The 16317-nt window shown below is 58.6% G+C and carries 17 protein-coding genes; 8 read left to right on the top strand and 9 right to left on the bottom strand.

The window, feature by feature from the left end; all coding sequences use genetic code 11:
• The first annotated feature begins 118 nt into the window (after positions 1-118).
• On the top strand, positions 119-277 hold the full coding sequence (locus tag GGR73_RS13245) for a hypothetical protein (RefSeq protein ID WP_184457303.1): 159 nt from the start codon (positions 119-121) through the stop codon (positions 275-277).
• A 263-nt stretch (positions 278-540) separates the two neighbouring features.
• Positions 541-1443 carry a hypothetical protein gene (locus GGR73_RS13240; RefSeq protein ID WP_184457301.1) on the top strand — a complete coding sequence of 301 codons (903 nt, stop codon included), beginning with the start codon at positions 541-543 and terminating at the stop codon, positions 1441-1443.
• Positions 1444-2066: 623 nt separating this feature from the next.
• Here GGR73_RS13240 and GGR73_RS20320 read toward each other — a convergent pair.
• The 7 genes from GGR73_RS20320 to GGR73_RS13205 form a co-directional block, all read right to left on the bottom strand.
• The gene (locus tag GGR73_RS20320; protein ID WP_456362972.1) at positions 2067-2162 is read right to left on the bottom strand and encodes a hypothetical protein; all 96 of its coding nucleotides are present in this window, start codon (positions 2160-2162) and stop codon (positions 2067-2069) included.
• Between the two features lie 532 nt (positions 2163-2694).
• Positions 2695-3558 (bottom strand): hypothetical protein, encoded by an 864-nt coding sequence (locus GGR73_RS13230; RefSeq protein ID WP_184457299.1) that lies wholly within the window; start codon positions 3556-3558, stop codon positions 2695-2697.
• A gap of 179 nt (positions 3559-3737) precedes the next feature.
• The gene (locus GGR73_RS13225) at positions 3738-4418 is read right to left on the bottom strand and encodes a transposase (protein WP_184457297.1); all 681 of its coding nucleotides are present in this window, start codon (positions 4416-4418) and stop codon (positions 3738-3740) included.
• Between the two features lie 709 nt (positions 4419-5127).
• On the bottom strand, positions 5128-5508 hold the full coding sequence (locus GGR73_RS13220; protein WP_456362965.1) for a hypothetical protein: 381 nt from the start codon (positions 5506-5508) through the stop codon (positions 5128-5130).
• A 167-nt stretch (positions 5509-5675) separates the two neighbouring features.
• Entirely contained in the window at positions 5676-6863 is a 1188-nt protein-coding gene (locus GGR73_RS13215) for an XVIPCD domain-containing protein (RefSeq protein WP_184457294.1), read from the bottom strand.
• A gap of 3 nt (positions 6864-6866) precedes the next feature.
• Positions 6867-7283: a hypothetical protein gene (locus tag GGR73_RS13210; RefSeq protein ID WP_184457292.1), complete on the bottom strand. Its 417-nt coding sequence runs from the start codon at positions 7281-7283 to the stop codon at positions 6867-6869.
• A 137-nt stretch (positions 7284-7420) separates the two neighbouring features.
• Positions 7421-8131, bottom strand: a complete 711-nt coding sequence (locus GGR73_RS13205; protein WP_184457290.1) for a hypothetical protein — start codon at positions 8129-8131, stop codon at positions 7421-7423.
• 451 nt (positions 8132-8582) lie between these two features.
• Here GGR73_RS13205 and GGR73_RS20315 point away from each other — a divergent pair, with 451 nt between their 5' ends.
• The 5 genes from GGR73_RS20315 (at position 8583) to GGR73_RS13180 (ending at position 11953) form a co-directional block, all read left to right on the top strand.
• A complete protein-coding gene (locus tag GGR73_RS20315) occupies positions 8583-8852 on the top strand; it encodes a hypothetical protein (RefSeq protein ID WP_456362964.1) in 270 nt (89 codons plus the stop codon).
• Positions 8849-9247 (top strand): SymE family type I addiction module toxin, encoded by a 399-nt coding sequence (locus tag GGR73_RS13195; protein WP_184457285.1) that lies wholly within the window; start codon positions 8849-8851, stop codon positions 9245-9247. The genes GGR73_RS20315 and GGR73_RS13195 overlap by 4 nt, the downstream gene beginning before the upstream one ends.
• A gap of 164 nt (positions 9248-9411) precedes the next feature.
• A complete protein-coding gene (locus GGR73_RS13190) occupies positions 9412-10011 on the top strand; it encodes a hypothetical protein (RefSeq protein ID WP_221234107.1) in 600 nt (199 codons plus the stop codon).
• Positions 10012-10045: 34 nt separating this feature from the next.
• A complete protein-coding gene (locus GGR73_RS13185; RefSeq protein WP_456362963.1) occupies positions 10046-11200 on the top strand; it encodes an XVIPCD domain-containing protein in 1155 nt (384 codons plus the stop codon).
• Between the two features lie 333 nt (positions 11201-11533).
• On the top strand, positions 11534-11953 hold the full coding sequence (locus tag GGR73_RS13180; protein ID WP_456362962.1) for a hypothetical protein: 420 nt from the start codon (positions 11534-11536) through the stop codon (positions 11951-11953).
• 43 nt (positions 11954-11996) lie between these two features.
• On the opposite strand, the gene GGR73_RS13175 is transcribed toward GGR73_RS13180, so the two are convergent.
• Complete coding sequence (locus GGR73_RS13175) at positions 11997-12797, bottom strand: hypothetical protein (RefSeq protein WP_456362961.1); 801 nt, start codon at positions 12795-12797, stop codon at positions 11997-11999.
• A 63-nt stretch (positions 12798-12860) separates the two neighbouring features.
• A complete protein-coding gene (locus GGR73_RS13170; RefSeq protein ID WP_184457283.1) occupies positions 12861-14969 on the bottom strand; it encodes an ankyrin repeat domain-containing protein in 2109 nt (702 codons plus the stop codon).
• A 329-nt stretch (positions 14970-15298) separates the two neighbouring features.
• On the opposite strand from GGR73_RS13170, the gene GGR73_RS13165 reads away from it, so the two are divergent.
• Positions 15299-16219 carry a hypothetical protein gene (locus GGR73_RS13165; RefSeq protein WP_456362960.1) on the top strand — a complete coding sequence of 307 codons (921 nt, stop codon included), beginning with the start codon at positions 15299-15301 and terminating at the stop codon, positions 16217-16219.
• The last annotated feature ends 98 nt before the right edge of the window (positions 16220-16317 follow it).

Here is a 16317-nt window from a genome sequence, read left to right as displayed (position 1 = left end):
CGGTCGACCGACCTGTGCCTGCTCGGCGATGCGCGGGCCTGACGCCCGCAAGGTGGCGGGTTTGGGCTTCGACCATCGTGCCGAAGGTGTCGTGGCCTAGGACTCGCTGCTGCTGTAGATGAAAGCAGAGGCTGGCAAGCAGTTCATCGGACAAGGCTTCATTGAGCGTGGCAAGGTAGGCATTGGCTCGCTCAATCGGGTCGTTCCAAGCGCAAAAAAGAATGATTTAGCGTCAATGCGGATTGCCCAAGCTGGTACAGATTGGGCGGGCAACTGACCAGCGATATGCCGCTGGGGCGTCGGTTAGGCGAGCACGCACCGAGTTCCAATAACGTGGTCAGGTTCACTTATGAATCGATGGCACTCGGCTGCGTGGCTGCTGAGCGGCTCTGACTCCAGCAACGCGTGTCTTGGCTTCGACCCTTTCGCGGACGGCATCGTGCCCATGTAACGGCAGGCAATAGGTGGCTGAATGACCGCCGCTATGCAAAAATCCGAAAGGGGCTTCAGTCGCAACGGCTGACACGGAGAGAGCGCAGGATGCAGATCACCGAGCAATACGAAGAGCCTGGCATGGGCATCCTACTCAAGTACAAGGGGCCGACCGTAGATGATGGGTCAATGGACGTGTACGAGGCCGCCGCGAACATGGTGGCGTTCTCAAACTACGTTGTTGTTGCCACTAAGCAATTGCACGGCGATGTTGAGGTAAAGGCAGAAGTCAAAGCTTTTCAACATGGTTCGTTCGAGACCGACCTGATATTTCATGTTGTCGGCCTGGGCGCCACCGTGCTCACGACCACCCCCGATTTGCGAAGCATACTGACGGCGGTGCAGGAGTCGATGAGCCTCTTTAAGTTCTTGAAAGGCCAGCCACCGCAAAAAGTTGGGCACACTGACCAAAGCAATAACGTTACCGTGACGAACGTCAACGGGAACGTAATAGTAGTGCAGGCTGAGTCCCTCAACCTCACAATGGACGAGAAGGCCGGTAAGGCTGTAGCCCAGTTCGTGGGTCAGGCCCTGTCAAAGCCCGGCGTAGATAAGATCGAGATTCACTCGGAGGGGCAGCGGGTTGCTGTTGCCACCCAAGAGGATGCTCCGTTCTTCCACGCTATAGCCAATGAGACGCCTGTAGTTGAGCAGATGATCCAGATGGGACTCACAATTCAGGAGCCCAGCTTTAAGGACGGTAGTGGGCATAAATGGACGATGTGGGACGGTGATGCTTCCCTTCAGTACGCAATGGAGGATGCAACGTTCATTGCCCGCATCGACAATGGCGAACCTTTCCGCAAGGGAGATGTACTCATATGCGACGTAAGGTTTACACAGACGCGGGCTGGCTCCAAGCTCAAGATCCATCGCACCATTCTAAAAGTCCACGACCACAAGGACGGCTACGAACAGGTGGAGTTAGACTTAGGTGACAGTGACGAATAGCGTCGGCGTTGCCATGCTGTGTTTGCAGAAGGCCCCGCAACAAGTGAACTTCTCCAACTCATTCTCTTGCAGGGATTAACGGGGCCAGGTTCGCTGATCAATGGGATAACGGGGAATAACGGGGTCAGGTTAACTTATCAGTCGGCGGTGTTCGGTTTGCGTGGCCGATGAGCTGGCCTGACGCCTGCAAAGCGGTTGGTCTTGGCCTCGACCATTGCGCGGAAGGCGTCGTGGCGCAGGGCTCGCTGCTGCCGTAGATGAAGACGAATGTTGGCGAGTAGTTCGTCGGAGAGGACTTCGTCGAGCAGAGCACGGTACGCGTTGGATCGCTGGATCGGGTCGCTGCCAAGCGCAAGCCAACAGGGATGTGGTGTGAGTGCGGAGTACCGGCGCTGGCCTAGGTTAGCTGGGCAACTGGACCAGCGATACGCCGCCGGGTTGTCGGTCAGGCGAGCACGCACGGGATTGAGCTCAATGTAGCGATAGCAGCGAAGGACGTAGTCCGCACTGTCCACAAGACATGCTTTGTACCGACCTTCCCATAGCGTACCCGTGCGCCTGTGGCGGCCATTGAACAATGCGACGTAGTTTCGCCCAAGCCGCTGCATCATTTGCCCGATTCGTCACGCTGCAGGTGGCGTGACTAGCAAGTGCACATGGTTGTCCATCAATACGTAAGCGTGCAACTGGCAGTCTGTGGCGTGCAGGGCCTCACGCATCAGGTGCAGATAGCACAATCGATCGCCATCATCCAGAAAGCAAGGCAAGCGGCTGTTCCGCGCTGCACGATGTGCTGCGGGATGCCGGGAACGTCAACACGCGGAAGTCTGGCCATCTGGCAAGACTCGCAGAAAGGCATTGGTGCTGATAGCTAGGAAGCCCTCCCGAAAGCTGAGGCCGTAGCCTGAAATTTGGGTAGGAAGTGAACCTGACCGCGTTAGCGCCGAACGCATCCTGGCGCAGAGCGCGCTGCTGCTGCGGATGCAGACTAATGTCAACGAGCAGGTCGTTGGACACGCCTTCGTTAAGCAGCACGGGGTAGGCGCTGCTCAATCAGGTAGTTGCCAAGCGCAGTTCAACAAGGACTTTGCGTCAGCGCCGACCGCCTGCGCTTGGTAATTGCTACCCCAGAAACGTTTTACGGGGGGAAGGGAGCTAAAGTTTGATTTTTGATGCGGTGGTGCTCCTAGGAATGTTTGCCGATAAGTATTTTAAGTAAGAAAGGCTTAGTAGAGGAGCTTCTCTTCCTACTCAAGCGTTGGTGGTCTCTTTGTAGCGGCGCATGACTATAAACTTTACGCTCCCGCATCGAATGACGGGTTTTCCGGATTCAGCGAATAAGCAACGACCTGCGACAAGTACATGCGAGCCAGCTAGGTCTTCCAGGTCTTCCACCTCGAATGCGTCTAGAAGCTGCTGCGCAATGTCATCAAAAATGGCAATGCTCGCGCCGCCTCGTGTGAGAGAAGAATTTAGCCATAACTTTCCGTCAGAAGTGCGTCCAGCAGATGCAACCGCACCCCAGTAGAGTGCGAGCTTGTCGTGATGGACCTCGCGAGAAATCGTGCTGAACTCATGGGTGACTTCGCTAACGGTTCCCTGGATAAGAACTTCGTTCTCATTTCTGTACAAAGAGATGAGCTCGCCAGACGTTCTGAAGGTTGGACTCTGCACTAATCGGTAAAGAATTCTGCGAAGCGTGAAGTGCTGATTAGATAGGCGGTTTCCAGCGATCCCTACAAAGCGTGTGCCGCCCTCCCGTTCACCACCCGCCCCATTTGAAGCCGGAGCAGCTAAGACGTCGACCTGACGTGCATCTTCGAGGTCTAAGCGCACAACAATTGTATTCCCAGCGTTTACTTGGTCCTGCTCGTTGATGCCCGGAGCTCTTTCGCCGACGACTTCGTATTGAACTTTCAGGCCGCAGTTATCCGCATGATGTGAGCAAAAGTGGGGCGGATGCCCGTGCCGGCTCTCTTTACGAAACCAAGCAAACTCGCCACACTCCGTGCATTCTAGGCTGCGCCGCTTAATTTCTAAAAGTGCCTCTGGGAGACGAGAGAATTCATTTGCCTCCCACACCGTGCTTTCGCCAGCTTGTCTTGCATGCTGCATGCTCCAATTCCTTAGGATCGCTAGTCGACGTCTCCATTGCTAGCGGCACGCGAGAGGTTCTGCTTGAGAGGGGGTAACGAAATTCGTGACACGAATCGTGTTTCAACGCGATCTCATAAGACTCATTTCTGTTTCCGGAGTAACGGGGTAAGGTCCGCTTATCAGACGGCGGTATTCGGTCAGCGTGGCCGATGAGCGGGCCTGACGCCCGCAAAGCGGTGGGTCTTGGCTTCGACCATTGCGCGGAAGGCGTCGTGGCCCAGGGCTCGCTGCTGCTGTAGATGAAGACGACTGCTGGTAAGCAGTTCGTCGGAGAGGGCTTCATCGAGCAGAGCACGGTAGGCGTTGGATCGCTCGATCGGGTCGCTGCCAAGCGCAAGCCAACAGGGATGTGGTGTCAGCGCGGAGTGCCTGCGCTGGCCTAGGTTGGCTGGGCAACTGGACCAGCGGTACGCCGCTGGGTTGTCGGTCAGGCGAGCACGCACCGGATTAAGCTCAATGTAGCGATAGCAGCGAAGGACGTAGTCCGCACTGTCCACAAGACACGCTTTGTGCCGCCCTTCCCATAGCGTACCAGTGCGCCCGTGGCAGCCATTGAACAATGCTACGTAGTTTCGCCCAAGCCTCTGCATCAGTTGCCCGATCCGTCCCGCATCAGGTGGCGCGACTAGCAAGTGCACATGGTTGTCCATCAAGACGTAAGCATGCAGCTGACGGCCTGTGGCCTGCAGGGCCTCATGTATCAGGTGTAGATAGCGCAATCGATCGCCATCATCCAGAAAGCAGGGCAAGCGGTTGTTCCCGCGCTGCACGATGTGCTGCGGGATGCCGGGAAGGTCGACGCGTGGAAGTCTGGCCACCTGGCAAGACTCGCAGAAAGGCATTGGTGCTGATAGCGAGGAAGCCCTGGCGAAAGCTGAGGCCGTAGCCTGAAATTTGGGGTAGCCTGAAATTTGGGTAGGAAGTAAACCTGACCCCGTTAGCGCCCGATACCTTGATCGCTGCGTTGCCGGCGTCGACGACATGTTCACCAGTCGTCTATCGGGTGGGAGCATGGGGCTGCGGTAAGAATAGGCAAGGATTGGGAGCGCTATGGAGTAGCTTTGTAGCGGCAAGGCCGGCAGAGATTACAAGAGCAATCATGAGCACTGCGGCGTACTGTGGACGTGATCCAGGATTCACTGACGCGGGTGCCTCTTTGTGTTGCGTCCTCCTGGTAAGCATGTCGAGCTGTCGGGCTGCACTGTCCCAATCATTGCTCTGAACCAAAACCTGATGCACTTCATCGCCATCATTTATCTGCACTCTGTAAAAGCGCCTGCTAGTCTCGTACTCGATTCGAGATTCAGTGAGCATCAAAGTGAGCGAGTCGCAAAGTATCTTGTCCGTACCCGAGTAGAGGATTTCCATGGAGTGAACGCTCCCATTGGGCCGTGCAGAAAAACGCTGGCGGCTTGAGTGAATAGTGAGATAGGTAGCCGCATGACCGACTGAATGTTGCGGTTACGCATTTTATTGCTAAGACTAACGCGGTCAGGTTGATCTGACCCGCTAGGACAGACTTTAAAACTAAGGTGAAAATTTTTCCTCTGTATCCATGTAAACCAGCAAGACCTCTTCGCCCGCATAGGGAACGGTGACTTTCGGCATCCAAAGCTCGGCTGGTGGTATGACAGCTTTCGCCATCGCATCGCACCTAGCACTAAAGCCACATCTGCGGATGGCAATGCGCAAGACGCCGCGGGCACTTAAAAAATCAACGCCGGGAGAATAAAATTTGCTTTCCGCCGGCATGTGATAGGTGATTTGGAGCGAGTTGGATCCTGCCGTTGCAACTTTGACCGGCTGCACATCAATCTTCCTGTAATCGGAGCGCATGCTTACTTCTGCAGACGCAGTCGAGATTGATAGCGAAAGGAATGCTGTCCCAAAAATGAGCCTAATATTCATGTCTAAGTTCATGCCAAGGTTTGGGATCCGTCTAGAAACGTTAGCACCTGCCACCTCGGCAAGCCAAAAGCTACCGCAAACGCCGGAAGCGAGCTACTTGCCAAGTGTCTGAATACTTACGTGTTGTCTCTGCTTGGCTGGTCGAAAGGCTGCTATGACCACGTCAATCAGACTTGCAGCCTTGGTGCATCTTGCTTTTGACTCTGCTCCTGAGTTTCAGCACTCATCGCGAGTGCACGTGTCTGTTCGGCAGACTGCACGCGTTCTTGACTCTGCTCAACTGACCTTTCCACCGCATCTGCCGTGCGCATTTGCTCCCGGTGATATACCGAAGTGGTGGGATCTCCCTGGACCAGGAAGACGTACTCTCCCGCGGCTGCACGGGTGCCTGCTTGGCCAAGCACTACGTTGTCCACGCGTTCGAGTCCCTGCTCTTTGGCAAGGGCATACAGGCTCCAGGTCATACGGTCACTTGCCGCATCGGGAACACGATTCAGCGAATGATCGATCCGATGTACGCCATCCTGGATTTGAGCAAACATGGGATCGCTAGGCGATGGAGCCTGCGCGCTGAGCTTGAAACCATCCGATGATCCACGCGACGGCGCGGCCGGATCCTGAGGTACCAATGGCTGCCCACTCGTAGGAGGAGCGATTCTACGATCGTCCGCATCGAACCACTGCTTGCCGTCAAACCTGTATCCGCTGCGTACCGATGCCGCGCCGACGTCTTGATAAAGGTCTTCCCCAAAATCCGGTGCGTTGACTGTCTCACCTTGTGCGTTCTTCGGCAGAACAGGTTGAACGCCGCTGGCCTTCAGCAAGTTGCTGACAACACCGTTGCTGTTGTTGTACAGCGGAGAATATTCCAGTTGTGCCTGATTGATCTGGTCCCCAGCCTTCAGGGCAGACTCAAGTTTTGTGGATAATTCCTGGTCAGAACCGCTCCAGGCAACGATGCGCTCGTGGCGCTCGCCCGGTGCGGGCCAGTCTGGTGCGGTGACCGTCGCTTTCACGATGTTGCCCTTGGCATCTCTCGCAAGAGCCGGCTCGGAAGGATCCAACTGGTTCAAAGGCACTGGCTCGTAGTTGCCGTCTTGTTTGAGCCGGTACCCAATTTCATAAGGGGCAATGTAAGGGGCTGCTTCAACTCGAATGTGGCCAAACTTCTCCGAGCCAAGAACTGTGCTCTCGGCAAAGTTCGCCAGGTCATTCCCTTCGGCCCTGGTGTCTGGTCCCCCGCGTACTACAGTCTGGCTGCCATCAGAGTTCTGAAAGAGCAGGTAAAGATGGCGGCGGTCACCAGCAACCTCGCTTGCCCCCACCAAAATTGTTGCCTTCTTCTGCTCATCCATGACTTATTCCTCAATATCTTGCGGAGCTCGATTCACTACCAGTTTGCTCAAGTAGATTCCGTCAGCAGAATGAAAGCCCACCATCCAGGTAACCGGCACAGCTGGCGCTGTCACCGATGGCTGCGCCTCTTTCACGACAGGGGAAAGCGTGCACATCATTGACGCTTTGTAACCTGCGCCAGGAGAGTTCAGCGCTTGGCAGCGAAATCCAAGATCCTCAAGGTTCTTCTGCGCATTCGTAAGCGGTGACCCGATAGGATTAGCGGCCTGAAGCTCTTGCCTCGCCTTGGCGGCAGACTGCTGAGTATTAAAGCCGGGCCGTGAGTCTTGCTGCATGGCAGAGCACCCTGATATGAAGAAGAGACTAGCAACTGCTAGCAATGCTAAAGAGCTAAGGTTGGCGTGAGGATTCGTTTGCATGACTTGACAGCTCCAACGCAATCACACAGATGGTCATCCATGCGTAGTTCGGTTGCAAGTATGCGCCCCAAGAGATAGCGGAGCTATGAAGTTACAGGGGCAGGGTGACCTGGCCTGACCTCGACTGGCCCCCAATCTTATGCGTCAGCTGCTGCTGCGCCTTTCTCCTTGCCCTTTAGCGCCATGTCGAGCAAGTACTCATAGGTCTGCAGTTTACCCCTGGCCGACGTGGCAACCCAGCAGATCATCCAGAAGAACAACAGGAAAATACCCACCATTGCTGTCAACGGAGACATCGCCAGAGGATTGCCACCAGCGCGCAGAACCAGAAAGAGCGACGCCGCAACCGGCAGAAGGCCTAGCTTGTCGATGCTTCCAGCCAATAGCGCAATGCGGCCCGCACGGCGTGTATGGCTGTAGCGAGCGTGGTCCAGCATTATTTGCAGGGTTGCTGCTGGATACCTTTTCAGCCAACTCACCTCCTGCATAAATTGCTCTAGCTGATGATCAGTGCGCATTGCTTGATCTACTGTCCATCGACGTAGATCACTCACAATCCCATAGATGCTAATTAGCATCAGGATGCCTGGCGCTACCAGCGCAACCCAGAAGCCAGCCGTTGCTGCCTTCTTGAGCAACTGGGGAGGAACATTGGTAAAGCTTAGGAACGAAGCAATGAGGGTCAGGGCGATTCCCAATGCCATAACGATGGCGGCGCCGCGCACGAGGCGGCTTGGGCTGGCAGTGTCGGCCGGAAACTCTGGTAGCGCGCGCAGGCGTTCTTCTAATGCCTTGAAGGTCAAGGGCACGATCGGTACTACATCGCTACTTTCCATGATGCTTGTCATCGTTGAGTGTTGCAGAAAGATTAGAGGTATCGGATCTACACGGCCAGATGGAAATGTTGGGACGGCACGGAAGCCATTTTTTCTTGATGCGCTTGGTCAACATCGGCGCCTGTGATCTCCAGATATCTGAGCGCGCAGGTTGTGTGTCGGTGCATTTTTAGGCTCCGTTTTAAGAAGAGATGATCATGGTTGACATCGCGATCCGTGCGTTGCAATCTCCAACTTAAGGAGCGTCGAAACTCCTCTAAGAGCGGTACCCACCTCCGTCAAACCGGTGGGTTTTTTGTGCCTGCATCCTGCAGGGACAAGCCGATGCGATGCCTGCGTCGGGAGGGCGGCTAATACAACACCCGCAAGGGGAATACGCCCGCCGGCTCTTAGCGGTTTCGAACCTCCCGACATCCCGTCGCCATTGGCGGCGGTTCTTGGGTTGTTCCAGGAGGGCGTTGCCATGTCTATCGCACCATCCATGCCGGCATTTGTGCCGGTTGATCTGTTGCCAGCTTCCGCTTACCGCCTGCGGTGGGATATGGGAGATGTGCTGCGCAGGCTCGACGCAAGCACAGCTATTGAGCAGGCGAGAGACCATACCGCGCATCCGTTGAGTCGCCAGCTCGGTGTATTGCCGCACACCTCGCGCCGCCTGTCGGCACCCAGGGCTGTGCCATTGCAGCAGTACGTCGCTGCAACCATCACCCGCCATCACCCGGAGGCGCCATGACACGCCGCCGCCCACCCACGGCATCTGCCGGCGCACGGCCCACCCGCACGCATGCGCGCCCCACGCCGCCCAAGCGGGTGCAGTGGGTCGTTGTTGAGCCCGACCGCACCAAGCTGCCACCGATGCTGCCGCCCGACCCGGATGCCTCCCCGCAAGGTCCCGGCACGCTGCGCGCACCCCGCCGCGCCCGCCGCCCGCGCCAATGCACCGTCAGCTACACCCATTACCCCGGCGCCCACGACCACGCCGGCGACCAGCACGTGCCCCACGTCCGCCTCAGCGGCCTATGGCTGGAACAACTGGGCTTTGCCATCGGCACCAAGCTGCGCATCACCGCCAGCGAAGGGCAGCTGCTGATGGAGGTGTTGCCGCCGGTGGAGGTGCCTGCAAAGTAACTTAGGGCGCGTCGGTGAGCGCCGCCCGCCGCATTGAGCTGAATCCGTCGGCCGCTAGCCGATCTTGCGAACGCAGAACCACGTGAAGTACTTGCTGCCGCCGCCTGATTTGAGGTCATTGACGTGTTAAATTTCAGCGACACTCTTAGCGCAGGATCAGAGAGATGGCCCTTCACCTTGGGAAATCCCATGGCCGGCAAGTTAACCAAGGACGTAATGCCTTCCCTCAGGTAACGTTGTTACCAATTGCACTGCTGGCACTATGCACCTTTCATGCGGGATGTGCCCCCAGCACTCCACGCGATCAATCAGCCGTAGCGGCTGCAAAGCCCTCCGTTGAAACCAGGAGCGAAGACGTGACGGAACGCCTCAAGCAAGATGTAGATCGTTTGATCGCAACTGACTTCCAAGATAGCGCTGCCATCAGTGCTCAACTTCACACTCAACTCGGACCACCCCAGTTAGACGGGGAAAGAGAGTTGCGTGTCAGCAAGAGTGGTGTACTGGCAGGTGAGAAATTGCAGCGCGTTGAATTCAGTAATGCAACAGATGATCCATCGCGTGGAAAGTTGTTGATCGATTTTTCTCCACCTGGTCCAACCTTTGTGCATGCCCCCTGGGCAGATGCTATGCCCTATCCACCACGTCCGGATGCACCCGATTCGAGAGCATATTGGGTGATGACGGTTGACCGTACAAAAGTTACGTTTGGTCTGACTGAAGACCAGGCGCACCTAAGTTATATCTCGATCAATAAAATGTGACTAAAGGCTTAGTTGCTCAAGCAAAGGAAATGCGATGGAAGGCAATGAAGAATCAAAAATTCCGCAACCTAAGCAGGTGGGTGCATCATCTGCCGGCGCACCGCCCACCTCACCGCTGAAAGACCCCGCACTTACTCCGTTTCTTGCTCAGTCACCTACGCTACAAGCAGGCTTATCTCAGCTCAAGCGTGATGGCATAGGCGTTGTGTGGGGTAATGCAGGCGGGGGCACTTACATAGTGCCTGACAAGGAGATCGTGATTGACCAGAATGCGATCGGCAAGGGCGGGCGACTCGCCGCATCGCTCTCGCATGAGATTGGTCATCATCGGTTCGCCGAGCCTCCTGATTATTCGTCCAAACAAGCTTATGTGAGTAACATGCTCCGCGGCGAAGCTGCAGCAACGCTCAGTAACGCACTGGTTCGGCGTGAGATTTTGAATAATCAAGGGCCAGATATTGGTATCGCTGGTAGCGGAAATAGGCCGCAGCAGTACGAAGCAATTGCCGATCAACAAATGGCAGGCCACATCACTCGCAATGCGGCGTTGAATCAGATCGCCCAGATATTCAAGACGGAACAACCTTCGGTTGGGCCAAGTAAGACATACGAGCAATATTATGGCGATTACTACGACAAACACATTGTCCCCTGGAAGCTTAAACAAGGGCGGCCGGAGCCCGGAGCCGTTAGTGATATCGCTTCTTCTGATGTGAAGCAGGGTGGACTTGGCCCTGAATCACCCTTGACACCACCGAAGACCCCGTTGTTGCCCTCCCAGCCAGGCCATGCGGACCACACGCTATACCAGCAGATCAAAAGTGGTGTGATGCAGCTCGACGCCCAGCACGGCAAAGAGTGGGACGGGGCAAGCCAGCGTATGACCGCCAGCCTGCTTGCGTTGGCCAAAGAGGAAGGGTTGTCGCGGGTGGATCATGTAGTGCTCAACAACCCAACAGGTCAGCTGGCCGGCGGCGAGAAGGTCTTTGTCGTCCAGGGCGCCCTCAACGATCCGGCACACCAGCGCGCACACATGCCGACGGTGGACGCCGTGCAGGCACCAGAGAACCAGTCGTTCGATCGCCTGCAGGCAATCAACCAGACTCAGGCCCAGGCACGCGAACAGCAGCAGGCGCTGGAGCAGTCGCAGCAAGCTGTTACTCAGACAGGACCATCAATAGCGCGCTGAGATATTCCATGTCGTCGGTATTGCTGCCACTGAGTGCGACTGACTTGTCTATTGTGTCGTTGATCCACCTTCACAGAGCTGTAATCAGATGGGCGACTCCTCAAAATCAAATGTAATTGTCTGATCGAAATCTCCAGGAATTTCTTGGCAGGCGTGGACCGGAATTCGCTAGAAGGGGGCGTCGCTATTCCTGCAAGGATGCGTGTGCTTTGTGCTTCTGGTAAAACATCGCTTTACCGCTGGAAGGGGCCGCGCTGTATGCCATTCGCTATCTTCCCTCATTACTTTTCGGCATCGGCCGCAGTGGTTGTTGCCACCTTTGCAGGATGCGCCATGAATGAGCCACCGATTTCAAAGGAACAGTTTTCCGAGCATGTTGGGACGCTGCTGGCCGGCAAGGACTCGGCGGTGGTCGAAGCCGGCAAGCTGACCGATTTCCCTTGGAAGACGCTGTGCTTCGAGCGCGATGACAGCCTGTTGCTGAAGTTCGACCGCAACGGAGAGACATCCGTGCTGCCGTTGCCCTATGAAGAGTTCTTCGTGGATGAGGCACATGTGAGCAATTCCCTGGAGGACAGCTGTGTCACGCCATCCGATCGCATCCTGATCAAGAAGAAGTCTCCGGGCTATCAAGGGCCTGTCGAGTTTCAGCGGGTAGCGCGCGCAGTTGGGTTGAGCCGCGGTCGAATCTGGGGGTCTGTGCAAGCCAGGCATGCGGTTGCGCAGGAGTATGTGGGCATCGGGACAAGCTGAGCGGCGCACCACGTGTGGCTGGTCGAATTTGATAGTGAATGCTCTAGTTCTTTTGTCTGGCCAGCGCTTTCCTGCATAACGCAAGATTGGTTCTCGCTGCGCGTACGATTGCCAGATAGCGGTCCGCAAGGACCGGTGGCCAGTTCTCCATCACTGCGTCGTCGTCTGTCGCTGCATCTTCGGCATAGGCATTCAACGTTTCCAGACACTGCGCATACAGCGCGTTCTTGTACTGGGTGATTGCCAGATCATTGCGGATATCTCCCTCTTCTTCCCATTCCAGTGTAGGCCCGCATTGCGCCAGGACCGGGGACAGGGTGGTCAATGCCGTCCTGTAGTCCTCGCGGTCGTAGTGCTGCTGAAATGCCGCGCGCGTGCGGGCAAGGGCGTTGCGGCTGCAACCATCCTTGGCCCGCAGGTAGGGTGCTTCGAAACTGCTGTTGTAGCCGCACAAGGACTTGCACTCGACCGGCGTGGTGGTGGTCACGTCGATACCTTCGGCGGTGTCTGCGAACTGCACTTGGCACTCAGTGGGGCCGGTCTCGCTTGTGGCAATGCCTTGTCTTCCGTCAATCACACCTTCCAGGAAGCACATGGCTTGGCCAGTGGTGCTTTCCAAAGAGAATCGTAGCGATTGCTTGTGCCTGGTCAGTAGTAGATGCCCCCATCCCTTTTCGGTGATGTATTCGCCGGGCACCAGGGCGACGCTTGCTGCGGGATCGTCCAAGGTTGGTGCGAATTCGGGCGCGCCGGCAGGCGGCTGCGCGAGGCATAGCGTGGTGGCAAGTGCCATAGATGTCAGGCAGGCCAGCGTCAGAACGGGGATTTTGTTTTTCCTGTCCATGCGTCTGCTGTGGTGTCCCGGAGATGATGGAGCGATGGACATCGACATCACCCTTGATGCACATCACCGCAATGCCGCCCGCACAGTCTGCAACGAGGCGGCAAACAGGTCGACGGCGCGCTTGCCATCGTTGTCCTTGATGGTTTTGTCGGCACCCCGGGCCAGGACGAGGGCGTAGTTGGGCGCGCTCTCATCGTTGCTTTCCTGTTCGGCGGCGTAGTGCAGCAGGGTGCGGCCCCTGGCGTCGCGCGCGTTGATGTCGATCCCCAGGCTCAGCAGAAAATCGAGAAAGGCCACTTCCTTCGGGAACGTGTGGCGCGGGAGCCAGTGACGGGCGGTGAGGTTATGCAGCAGGGTTTGCTGGCCCGGTTGCAGGGCCAATGGGTCCAGCCCCATGCTCATGATCAGGCGCACCAGGTCCGGCTGGAAGCAATAGGCCAGCGACGAACGGCCATCGGCGTCGGTGCGGGTGGCGTCCGCGCCCAGTTCCAGCAGCGCGGTGATGGGGCTGTCGCCATCGAGCGTGTGGGAGAGCAGCGCCGACTGCAGCGGTGTGTAGTGCTGCGAGTCGTCGGTGTTCTGTGCGATGGCCTGCGCGTTGATGTCGGCGCCGCCGGCGACCAGCACGCGCACCTTTTCGCCGGTGCTGGCGGTGTGCAGCGGCGTGGTGCCGTGGATGTCGCGTGCGTTGGGATCGGCGCCGTGTGCCAGCAGCACGCGTGCGGTGGCCACGCCGCCCCAGCCGAGCATGGTGGTGCCGTTGTCCCAGCGTGCGTCCGGGTCGGCGCCGGCGTCCAGCAGCGCTTCCAGCATGTCCAGATAGTCCTGCAGGCTGAGGTGGTTGCGCAGCTTGCTGTCGACGTCTTTCACTGCCTCCTCGCTGGCCTGCTGCAGGGCGCGCTTGGCGGCGAGATAGCGCGCGCGGGTCTGTGCGTCCTTGGCTTGGGCGATCATGCCATCCAGTGAGTCGAGGCTGCCGATGCTGATGCTGTCGATCAGGTGCTGGCGGTAGTGCGCACGCGTCATTGCGGCGATTGGCCCGCGGGTGACCACCAGGTCGTGCAGCGGCCAGTACCGCTGATTGGCCCAGCCGTTGACGCGTGCGCCGTGCGCGATGAGCCAGCGCACGGTGGCTAGCGTGCCGTGTTTGACCGCGGTATTGAGCGGCAGCAGCCGTGTATTGAGCGTTGCGCCGGCCTTGAGCAGGCGCTCGATCATCGCCGTGTTGTCGTGCCGGGTGGCGTAATGGATGGCGGTGGAAAACTCTTGGTCGGATGCGGTGTGTTCCATCAGCCAGTCGCTGTCCGGCGTGCAGTCGGGGACGGCGCCTGCCAGCAATGCGGCCTCGACGCCGACGAGTGAATTGGCGCGTGCGGCGTCCAGCAATGCGCGATCGGCAGCGCTGCGCTCCACGATCGGCAGCGGCGGCGTATCGGGGTCGGGTTGCGCCGGGTCGCGTTGCAGCCAGGCCAGCCACGCCTTTGAGCCCTGGTTGCCGGCATCCAGGTAGAAGGTGTCATCTTTCTGGCCGTTGCCGAAGCGCATCCACGAGGCCCATTCGGTGCCGGCCATGCCTAGCGCCGACATCTGGGTGATGAAGCTGAAGAAGTCCGGCGCCAGCGCCAGGCCGTGCAGCATCTCCAGTTCGTGCGAGAAATAGCGTACCGGTTGCCTGGCCGGATCCGCATGCGTGGTGTCGATGGTCAGCCAGTCGCCGTTGATGAGGTTGTAGAAAGCGAACTGGTGTTCCCACAGTGCAGGACTGTTGGGTGCCTCGGACAGATCGCGCGTGGCCAGCTCCTGCTTCCAGTCCAGGAAGACGGGCAGGGCCATCGTATCGATGTGCGTCAGGCTCCACACCGTGTCGCGATTGCAGCTCATCGACGGCAGGTCTTGCTGTTCCATCGCGCGCAGATGCGAGGGCACGTACCAGCCGAAGCTCACCTCCGCCGACAGCTCGCGCAGGACGCGACGCAGTTGGGCAGGGATCGGCAGGCGGTGACGGCGTTCGAGCGATAGCAGCTGGCGTTCTGTCGCAGGCGGGGCGATCCGTAGCGGCGTCACCTGCCAACGGCGCTTGCGGGCGATGGCTTCCATCCAGCGCCATTTCGCCTGCCACTGGCTCCAGCGCGTGTGCAGGGCGCTGTCCTGCGTGGCGCAGGCGCCGAGCATGCCCGCTGTGCCCAGGACGACGATGCCGGCTTCGAGAAATTGACGACGGGTGACCCTGCTCAGGTGCGGTTCCTCGCAGAAGGCGGAAGAGACAGCTGCTTGCGGGGCGAAGGATAACGCGCGAGGCGATCGGTGCCCGGCAGCAGGCAAGGTGTGCGCGACACACCAGGGCGCGACGCCGGAATGCCTGCAGCGCAGACCTTGCGCTCTGTTGCCCGGGCTCGATAATCGGCACGACACCGTGCGGCGGCTGCGATACGTGCTGCCTGCAGCCAGATGTGGCTGAACTGCATCGGTGCGGGAGCAGCGTCAATCCACGGAGGATGCAGATGCAATCGACATCGCAGATGGAAGACGGGTTCACCCCGGCCACACGGCTGTATGTCCTGCTGGCGCGGGACGCGCGTACCGGGGTGATCTTCCGGCGTGGGCCCAGCAAGCAGGTACAGCTGATCCGCTGGGACTTGCGCACGGACACCTTCGAGCACGGGCAGTGGTTCAAGGGCCGCATCTACGAGCGGCGTTGCGACCTGTCGCCGTCGGGCCGCCTGCTGGTGTATTTCGCGGCCAAGCACAAGGGCGATTTCGGAACCTGGACAGCGCTGTCGCGCCCACCGTTCTTCACCGCGCTGGCGCTCTGGCCCAAGGGGGATGCGTGGGGTGGCGGTGGTGCGTTTGAGGACGAGCAGACGCTGCTGTTGAATCATCAGCCGCAGGCAGGCCGCGAGCCGTTTCCGCTTCCGACCGGCTTCGGTCTGAAGCACGGGATGACGGTGCGGCCGTTCGGGCAATGGTCCGGCGGTGGCGAAGACGAGCCGATCGACAGCATGCTGCGGCAGCGCGCTGGCTGGCGAACGCTCGACGGCGGTGAGGGCGAACGCGGCGGTTTGCGAAGCGGCGTGCTCTACGGCTTCACGCGCCCACGCGTGTGGGAGAAGGACGGCAGTGGCGGGCGTCGGCTGCAATCGCTGTTGCGTGCCGTGGGGCGCCAGAACGATGCCTGGTATGCGCTGGATCATCGCGTGCTGGATCGCGACGGCGCCGTGCTGGTGGACCTGCCCGGCACCGACTGGGCCGATTGGGATGGCGGCGACCTGGTGTTCGCGCGCGGCGGCTGCCTGTATCGATTGTGCAAAAGCGATTTCCGGCGCTATTCCGAGCAGGGTGAGCAGGCGGCTCGGCTGCTGCATGACTTCAGCAAGGCGCGGTTTGAGCCGGTGGCACCCACAGCGGAGGCGCTACGCTATTGAGGGGCTGTGCGCGATGCCTGTGCGCTGCCGGCATTGCAAGCGGACAAGGCCTTGGAATGCGGCGCCGCGTTGCCTGTGCGGCGCCGCGGCTTGCGGCA

Source organism: Xanthomonas sp. F14, assembly GCF_014199865.1.
This window is presented reverse-complemented; position numbering and strand designations above follow the sequence as displayed.